This is a genomic window from Vibrio sp. 2130-1 (genome assembly GCF_033339515.1).
This window is the reverse complement of record NZ_JAWOUT010000385.1, coordinates 1-641: the sequence shown is the minus strand read 5'-3', so window position 1 is coordinate 641 and position 641 is coordinate 1. Positions and strand designations below refer to the sequence as shown.

2 protein-coding genes are annotated in these 641 nt (G+C 44.5%); both read right to left on the bottom strand.

The annotated features are described in order from the left end of the window. Window positions 1–360, bottom strand: a 360-nt coding sequence (flgN, locus tag R7Q09_RS26390) for a flagellar export chaperone FlgN (protein ID WP_318143971.1), incomplete at its 3' end; no start/stop codon positions are given. A 23-nt stretch (window positions 361–383) separates the two neighbouring features. Then, window positions 384–641 (bottom strand): flagellar biosynthesis anti-sigma factor FlgM (flgM, locus tag R7Q09_RS26385; protein WP_318143970.1); only part of this gene is annotated, 258 nt, incomplete at its 5' end.

Genomic DNA, 641 nt, shown 5'->3' with positions numbered 1-641 from the left:
TTGGCCATTGCTCTGGTTGTATTGTTGGCACTGCTTGATGAGTGTCTCCAATAACGTCCACTGTTTTCTCGCTTGCGCACCAATCTTGGCAGGCAAAGCGTTGAAAATTCTTGTTACGCTGGAGTCATTACACGGTAACCCCAGCTCACGCATGCATTGGCTTCTTTCATTAGAAGAGCGGCTCAGCTTATTGAGTATTGGTGTTTGTTGCTGAACGTTGGTGTTCAGTGCTTCACCATCAAACTTCAAATACAACGCCTTTTGTTGTTGAAGTAGGGTCAATAATTGCTGATACAGTTTGATGTCTTCAGAAATTGAACGAACAAAATACTGAATTCGCTGCGATGCCGCGCTTGCCATGGTGTATTCCTAATGCTGTGCTTTTACTCGTGACCAGTATGGAATTGCATAATTGCCTTAGATAGCGCTTTTGTATCTAGGCTCAATTCGCCGCGTGCTAGCGCGTTACGAACTTGCTCAACTTTTTCCATATCGACGTCTGGTAGCGATTTCATTTCTGCTTGGGCACGATCAATTGCTGCTGTGTTTGCTTGAAACGCAGGCTCGCTTACTTTGGTTTGTTCCATTGTTTCAGCAGGCTTTTTACTTGCTTGTTGGAAATTTGTTTGTGGGACATGACC